7 protein-coding genes are annotated in these 8,087 nt (G+C 34.6%); 6 read left to right on the forward strand and 1 reads right to left on the reverse strand.

The annotated features are described in order from the left end of the window. The first annotated feature begins 802 nt into the window (after positions 1-802). The 6 genes from U8521_RS12650 (at position 803) to U8521_RS12675 (ending at position 6,467) form a co-directional block, all read left to right on the forward strand. Positions 803-2,425 carry a helix-turn-helix domain-containing protein gene (locus tag U8521_RS12650; protein ID WP_334352937.1) on the forward strand — a complete coding sequence of 541 codons (1,623 nt, stop codon included), beginning with the start codon at positions 803-805 and terminating at the stop codon, positions 2,423-2,425. A gap of 248 nt (positions 2,426-2,673) precedes the next feature. Continuing rightward, the gene (locus U8521_RS12655; protein ID WP_334333554.1) at positions 2,674-3,864 is read left to right on the forward strand and encodes an MFS transporter; all 1,191 of its coding nucleotides are present in this window, start codon (positions 2,674-2,676) and stop codon (positions 3,862-3,864) included. 13 nt (positions 3,865-3,877) lie between these two features. Next, entirely contained in the window at positions 3,878-4,771 is an 894-nt protein-coding gene (locus U8521_RS12660; RefSeq protein WP_334352938.1) for an alpha/beta hydrolase, read from the forward strand. Positions 4,772-4,780: 9 nt separating this feature from the next. Further along, entirely contained in the window at positions 4,781-5,266 is a 486-nt protein-coding gene (locus U8521_RS12665; protein ID WP_334333552.1) for a hypothetical protein, read from the forward strand. Then, positions 5,266-6,108: a sulfite exporter TauE/SafE family protein gene (locus U8521_RS12670; protein WP_442886002.1), complete on the forward strand. Its 843-nt coding sequence runs from the start codon at positions 5,266-5,268 to the stop codon at positions 6,106-6,108. Before U8521_RS12665 ends, U8521_RS12670 begins: the two co-directional genes overlap by 1 nt. Beyond that, positions 6,108-6,467, forward strand: coding sequence for a DUF1634 domain-containing protein (locus U8521_RS12675; RefSeq protein WP_334333551.1), 360 nt, complete (start codon positions 6,108-6,110; stop codon positions 6,465-6,467). The genes U8521_RS12670 and U8521_RS12675 overlap by 1 nt, the downstream gene beginning before the upstream one ends. A gap of 160 nt (positions 6,468-6,627) precedes the next feature. Here U8521_RS12675 and U8521_RS12680 read toward each other — a convergent pair whose 3' ends face one another. Then, positions 6,628-8,025 (reverse strand): hypothetical protein, encoded by a 1,398-nt coding sequence (locus U8521_RS12680; RefSeq protein ID WP_334352939.1) that lies wholly within the window; start codon positions 8,023-8,025, stop codon positions 6,628-6,630. Positions 8,026-8,087 lie beyond the last annotated feature (62 nt).

An 8,087-nucleotide genomic window follows, 5' to 3' on the forward strand; every position in this document is an offset into this window, starting at 1 on the left:
TAAGCTTCTTCACGTCGAAAGTAGTTGGTGGGAAACTACCCGCGAGGATAGATAGTCGCTACGCAACCTAAGGGATCTACTTGGTAGGTTCCTTTTTTTGTGTCTTCAAATATTATTTTTCCTTTGGCTTATTCGATAGAATTAATGCATGTAGCACTAATTCAGCTCCTTTATTTAGTTTTAGAGTTAAATAGAATAAATAATAAACCCTTCTATTTAGTCTGGAGCACAAGCCCTGTGATGAGCTGGAACGCTGCCGACGCACTAACAAGAATTTGGCGACTGGCTCATCACAGAGCTTGTACGGAAGACTGCATCTTATACTAACCATACTTAAGAAAGGACTACGTGATTAGTTTGGAATGAAGGCTATTTTTTCATATAAAAAAATCCTTTATATTATTTTGGAATATTGAATAAATATGTTCCAATTGTACAATTTCAGAAAATAAAAATCTGATTATCGAATCAATTTTGAAAAATGCCGATATTATAAGATTGATTGGTAATCGATTTTTGTAAACAGGTGATTATTTCAATCAATTTCTTTGGTTTTTATGAAAATAATTTTTTTCTAAATTATGATGAGACCGGGGACTATACTTATTTAAAATAAGGCGTAAAATAACTTATTGGTATAGATATTAAAATATATTCATATTTCTATAAATATTATGTCTATTTATTTGGGTTATAAAATGTTATAGGTTACTAATTAAGAAAAATATTTACTATAATGTAAATATATATTTTAGAACTATGAGTGTAGTTTAATATAATATAATTGATTACATCTACGGGGGTGGAGTTTTTGGATAGCTTTACTGACTTATTTTTATCGAAATCAGAAATTGAAAAGATTCAATTGTTTAATAAAATTAAACTAATAAGAACAAATCAGCTTGCTAGTGCAGATCTCATCGGAACTTATCGTAATCGTGATATTCAAGTTAAGGATATTAACTTACGAAAAGCAGCATATCAGATGAATAAGAGCTACGGTAGTGTTTATAATACTTTCTTGGGGATTCAAGAAGACTTCAAAAAGATCTTGAAAAAGGAAGATTATAGTACTGAAGAAATGTTCGGTGTGACTAGAGATGCTTATCACGCCTATTTGACGACTAATTCTGATGGTTATCTATTCTTAGATGCCATTGTTAAGGAAAAAGAGACTTCCTTTAAACATTTCTATGAAACATTGGAAAGTAGTAAGGCCACGGTCTTACGTCATTTAAAGCCAATGAGAGGCTATTTAAAACGTTTTGGAGTACGAATAGCTTATGAACCAATGCGCTTTGTTGGTGATGAGGAATCGATTCGTCTGGCTATTGCGGCATTGTATTGGAATGCTACTAGGGGATATGTCTGGCCATTTGAAGATTTCACTCAAAAAACAGCTTTCAAAGTCGTAGATATTGCTTTGGATAAATATCGCCTAAAACCAACTAATTATATTACTAAGATGTTTTATGCTTATGTAGTTATGGCACATTTGTATCGAATTATTGCGGGCAATCATGTTCAAAATATGGATGCTTTGAATGTGATCAATTATCCATTCCCTAATATCTTTGAGAGTGCTGGTTCAATGCTTGAAGGTGATACTGGCAGTGAAAAAGTTCGTGAGCTAAAACGAGCTATCAAAGAAGATGTCAGTTATGAGGAGCAAATGTTCCAATCAGCTGACTTCTATATTCTCTTAATGTGTGTACCAGCCACTTTTGAAGTTTCTGAAGATTATTTGCAATCAGTTTCAAAACAATTAGTTCGCTACAATCCATTGTTTGCTAACTTCATTGATGATTTCTTGGAATTAATTCCAATTGATGTTGAGCAAACAATTTCAGACATGGCAATGTCACATAGTGAATTCTTGAGATATAAATATAATTTAACAACTTGTATCATTGGTGTTTTGGCATTAGATCATAACTATATTGAAATTTTAAATCTCTATTCTGGTTTTGGTGATGCAATTAGTAAGCTTAATGATGAAGGACTAGAGAGTAAGATCTATTCAACCGTTCAACATTTGATGTTGCGTGATAAATATCAATCATTAAATGGAAAAGCTAAACAGATTTCAGAGGCTATTTATGCGATTGCTTACCGTTTCTTCTCACTCTACAATAAGAATATTCAAGTTAAAGTATACTTAGAATTAGAATCATTCTTCTTAGTTTATTCTGATTTGTCAGTTACTTTACAATCACTCCCTTATGCAAAAATCGTTAGTGATCCAAAAGAAGCTGATATTATCGTGACGGCTAATAGTGCTAATCCACCAGAAGATCAAATGAATAAAGATGTATGTATCTATCGTTGGATGTATAACGGTGTAGATGGCCAAATGGGCGGCTTATTGAACTTGATTTATAAGATTTGGACTGAAGAAAAGGTCAGCGAAAATCCAAATCTTTAATGAAAAGAGTTGCAACTATTTTCATAATATATTATCATGAGAATTGTGCGATGAGTCGAGAGCCGTCGAATTTGGACGGCACTTAGAAGGTAGGATATCAAGCACCACTCACCGGATTGTGAGGGATATCTATAGAAACCTGATGTGAACAGGAATCTATTTGCTCAATTTGAGTACTACCAAAAAAACCATGGTTGATTTATACCATGGTTTTTTTTATAGAAAAAATTTATGTAAGAGGTGAAAGAATGCGAGCACAAAGAATATGGTTATTAATATTGAGTATTGCGTTTAACTTGGTGATGGGATTCATTTTGCCGGTCAATTCAATTTTTATTCATAAAAATTTAGGTGAGTCCTTGGTTACATCAGGATTTGCGTTGATGGTTTATTCTGCATTCATGATGGTTGGAAATGCTTTAGGTGGGATTCTGTTTGATCGATTTTCTAAGCGAGGGACAATGTATATTGGTTATGCCGTCTCAATCGTTTCACTTTTAGGAATGTCGTTCCATCATGTTTGGCCAAGTTATGCCATTATGCTGTTTACCTTAGGATTTGGAATGGGTCTGATTTATACTGGTGTTAACGCCTATACAGCTTTTGTAGCTGAACAGATGAGTAGTAATAGTCGAGTCATCTTTAATAATATGTATTTGGCTTCAAATATTGGTATTGCAGTCGGGTCTGCTGCAGTTGGTTTTATTTTCAAATGGAGTATCTTCTTTACTTTCTTTATTCCAATGTTACTTTTCGTTATTAGTACAATTATTTTACTTTTGAAAGCGAATGTTTTGGAGCATGTCTCGGAACATGAAGAATCTAATGAAGAAGTTACCAATTTTGAAGAGGAAGTCGATCCGAGAAGCATTATTGGTTCAGCAAGATTCAATTTAAATGTCTTTATTATTTGTGCCGCAATCTTTATCGTTTGGTTAGGTTACTCACAATGGGACAGTAATTTGTCAACTTACATGTTAAATAATGGTTATACAACTAGACAATTTGGGTTAGTCTTCACGATCAATGCTGGTTCACTTTTGATTATTCAACCAGTAATGAATCGCGTGATTTCCAAAATTTTCAAGTTACTGAAATTCCAAATTTTTATTGGAACAGTGATCATGGGATCATCATTCTTACTCTTGCCAGAAGCTAACTCTTATATGGCTTTTGTGGCTAGTATGTTAGTTTTGACGGTTGGAGAATCAATGGTCTTTCCAACTATTCCAGCGTTGTTGAGTAAGATGTCGACTAGTCGTAATCGAGGAACTTTCCAAAGTTTTTACAGTATTTTCGGTTCTCTGGGACGTGCTGTGGGACCTTATGCCGGAAGTTTGATCATTACTGCGATGTCATTTTCAACGTTATTTGTCGGAATTACAGTTTCAATGATTATTGTGGCATTCACAATGATAGGCGTTAAAGAATTAGTTTAAGTGAGGGAATATCATGATTGTGATTTTGGTATTGTTATTACTAGTCGTTCTAATTCTGAACGCCTTTTTTTTGTACATTCACCAGCGGGGTTCTAAAGCTTTGGGTGGCGAGGCACCTAAAGTTGCGATGGATGAAGGACTAGTAGAAAATACGGAAAAATTTTTACAGAAGAAAAAGATTCGAATGAGTATTCACTCGAGTTTTAATGGCAATCAATTAGTTGGTTGGTTTACGGATAATCAAAGTTCGACGACGGTTATCTTAGTGCACGGTTTTGGAGTTGATCATACTTCGTTAAATGTTCATGCTCAGTTGTTTGATAAATTAGGATTAAATGTTTTACAGATCGATAATCAAGCAGCCGGACAAAGTGAAGGTAAGTATCAAAGTTTCGGTGCTATTGAAAGTAGTGATGTCGTTGATTGGATCAAGCAAATTTTAAAGTTCAAGCCAAATAATAAAATAATTCTCTTTGGTGCATCCATGGGAGCAGCTACAGTTATGTTGACGACAAAATTTGACTTGCCTAAAAATGTTAAACTAATTATTGAAGATTCTGGCTACACAAGTGCCGCGGATATCTTGAGTTATCACTGTCAAAAAAGGTATCATATTAAAGGCAGATATTTGATTAAAGGGATTTCATTAGTAAGTAAAGTTCGGGCTGGTTTTTCTTATAAACAGGCGGATTGCGTGAAAGCACTGAGTCAAAATACACGTCCAGTTCTGTTTATGCATGGGCGTAATGATTTTACAGTACCATTTTTTATGCGTGAAAAGTTATTAACATGTGGAAAATTTCCGCGGATGTCTTATGAAAGTCAAGGAGTCCACATTAGAAGCTATTATGTAGATTCAAAAAAATATCAGGAAACTGTGGAAAAGTTTTTGAAAATGTATCTTTAGGAGAAAATAATGAAAATAAAAATTGCTGATTTTATCGAAAATATTCAGGAAGAAAAATTTAAGCAAACAAAACTTGATATTAGTAAGGATGATTTGCTTCAAGAAGATTTGTGGGCAATAAATACCGCTAAGGAACAAATGGAAAAAGATTTAGCCAATAATGAACTGTCACAAATCGTCATACATGTGGCAGATGCAGAATTTCCAATCGATTATTATTTAGAAAGTGGTGTGATCAATTTACCATTCGCTGATGCCAAAAAGGTGACACACTTTTTCGATGATGACGCTGAAGTAGCAACCAAAATTTATCTTTCAACTACTTGTGATTATTTAAATGCTTCAAAATTCCATATTGATTTAATTTCTGAAAATGAGCTTAAAAGTGATGAAATTAAGAACACAATGGCTATAATGAAAAGTAACTATGAAACTTCCCTAGAAAACTTTAATCATAAGGATGATGAGGAAGAGGAAAAGAAAGAGGAAAAATAATGAATTCAATGCTACTACTTTTAGTAATGGGAGTGGGAGCTGGAGTTTTAGGTGCAATTTTGGGAATTGGTGGCGGTATGATCATCACCCCAGTTTTGACAATTATGATGGGATTAGATATCAAGTACGCCATTGGTGCCAGTATCATCTCAGTTATTGCAACTAGTTCCGGTTCTACAATTGCTTATTTGAAAGACGATATGCTGAACCTTCGTGTCGCGATGTTTTTGGAAATTGCAACGACTGTTGGTGCAATTATGGGTGCCTTATTGGTAGGTGTCTTCTCAAGTAGTTTCTTGTATGTTTTGTTTGGCTTTTTCCTACTATATTCGACTTACAATATGGTTCGTAAATTGATGGATAAAAAAGGTGAAAATGTTTATACCGGATACGATCCGATTGTCGACAAATTCAAATTGGCTAGTACTTATTATGATAAATCTGAGAAAAAACAAGTTGATTATTCAATGAAAAATGTTCCTGGTGGATTTGTCATGATGTGGGCTGCTGGTCTTGCCAGTGGTTTATTAGGTATTGGTAGTGGTGCTTTCAAAGTTATCGCTATGGATACAATTATGAAGATGCCTTTGAAACCATCTAGTGCTACCAGTAATTTAATGATGGGTGTCACGGCTGCTGCCAGTGCCACTGTCTACTTTTTCAATGGTTCGATCCGTCCTGATATTGCAGCGCCACTTGCTATTGGTGTTTTAGCAGGTGCTACAATTGGTGCCCGTTTGATGCAAGTTTTGAAGCCAAGAATTATCAGAATGATTTTCATTCCAATCATTTTGTACATGGGAGTTCAAATGGCTCTTAAAGGATTTGGGGTGAACATCTAATGAATACACATGAAGAGACTAAGAAAGTCGAATTAATCATTGGTAAAATTCTCCGTATCGGCGTTATAACGTCTGCAATTGTCATTCTAATTGGTATGGGATTGTATTTTATGAGTGGCAGTGGTTATAATCCGGGAGATTATCCAACTAGATTTTCTGCAATTTTTGCTGGCTTAGCTGCTGGAAAGTCTTATGCAGTAATTATGTTGGGTGTTTTCTTATTGATTTTGACGCCAGTTTTGCGAGTGGTTGTCTCTATTTACGCTTTTTATAAAGAACATGATAAATTGTATGTCATTATCACGACAATAGTTTTAATAATTTTGATGTTTGCAATGTTCATGGGATATCGTAGCTAAAGAAAAAGAGCGGGACATAACAGGGTCATTCGAGCATTAAGGCAAATAGCACCGGGTAATCGTTCTTTGATTACCTGGTGCTATTTGTTTTAAGAAGAAATTGCTATGTTATGTTCCGCGTTTATGCTGCAAGTTTAGATGATATCCCAATCGCATCTTATTAATTATTCAAAAGAGTGTCTAAGATAGTCCATTGAATACTACCGGTATATTTTCCAGCGGGACTGATTTTCTTATTGGTAGATAAAAGGATACCAGTATCTTTAGCCCAATTTGAAGTAATGTCTTGGGTTTTAGTGTCATCAGTCATTTTGGGGGACTCAAAGATTGTGACCGGAGTACTTAGGTCTTGAAATTGACTATTTGAATTTTCACGGTAAATCAATTTGCCATCAAATGTTTGATTTTTAGTATTTATAAGAGGGGAAGCAGTCGCTTGAACAGCTCGATATGATCCTTTAACGCGGCTATCGATTATATTGACATTCCAATTATTGAATCGGGGAATCAACTGCCGACGACTACTGTAATTAATATTTTGAAATGAAATATTGTCTGAAATAAATCCAAATGATATAGTCCCACCGACTTGAATTTGTCGATTCAATGCGGGAGTTTCACCTAGATTATTAACTTGGGAATTATCCTTAACGTAGAACGAAATTGGAGTGATGTCATCGGCTAATTCGCTACTTTTAACGTGTAAAGTGAAATTGCCATCTTTATCGATTATATTTTCAATTGGGATGTAATCGCTAGAGCCAACCTTTTTATATACGGTTAGATTAGACAAGTTGACCTGACCTTGTCCTAAATAATCAACTTTACTGGGAATATAGACGTCTTGTTTCTTACTGATGTGAATTGTATTCTTAGTATCACTAGATAAAACAATTGTGCGAGGGTCGATCATAAATGATGGTGCTTCAGTATCAGTAATTAAATTATCACCACTAAAATGCCCGTGTGCTTGAGGAACTTTCAGAGTTGTCGTGCTAGTTGTCGCGGCATCACCGTGCAAAATAACGGTGGCATTATCTTTACCAAGACCTAAAGGACGATTGAGTTTAACCTCAATGACTTTTTGTTTAAAGGCGGTATCAGGAATGGTTTGTTTAGAACCATCTTTGTAAATAATTTCGCCACTGTGAAAAGCCATATTGTCGGGAGTAGTAATTTGAGCAACGATGTTTTTCCAACGTCTGGTATATCCAACGTAATTTAAATGGTACTTATAAGTTAGCTTATCTTTGGTATTAACGTGACTTCCCTCAGTAACTGTGGTGTTAGAGTTGTCATTCCAAATTTCTGGTTTAGCTTGAACGTCAACAAAAGAAGGTAGCGATTCAAAAATTAGTAGATTATTTTCAGTAAATTTTCCAGTTGCTCCAGTAAATCCCCAATAAATTCGACCATTCTTACTATGAAAAATTTTGGGATTGATACCTGTATGTGAAGTGATTGGTTCTTTTGGCGTACCATCAAGGTTTTTATCATCATAATAATAAGCTAGATCAGCCAAACCACCTTTTTGAAGTGCAACAGAAAAGTTAGACAAAATTATATTTTTTAAATTACTAAGGTATGTTCCCTGTATTCACGGGGGGACATACCTTTTGT

Source organism: Companilactobacillus miaonis (assembly GCF_036913615.1).
In the GTDB taxonomy this organism is placed as follows: Bacteria; Bacillota; Bacilli; order Lactobacillales; family Lactobacillaceae; genus Companilactobacillus.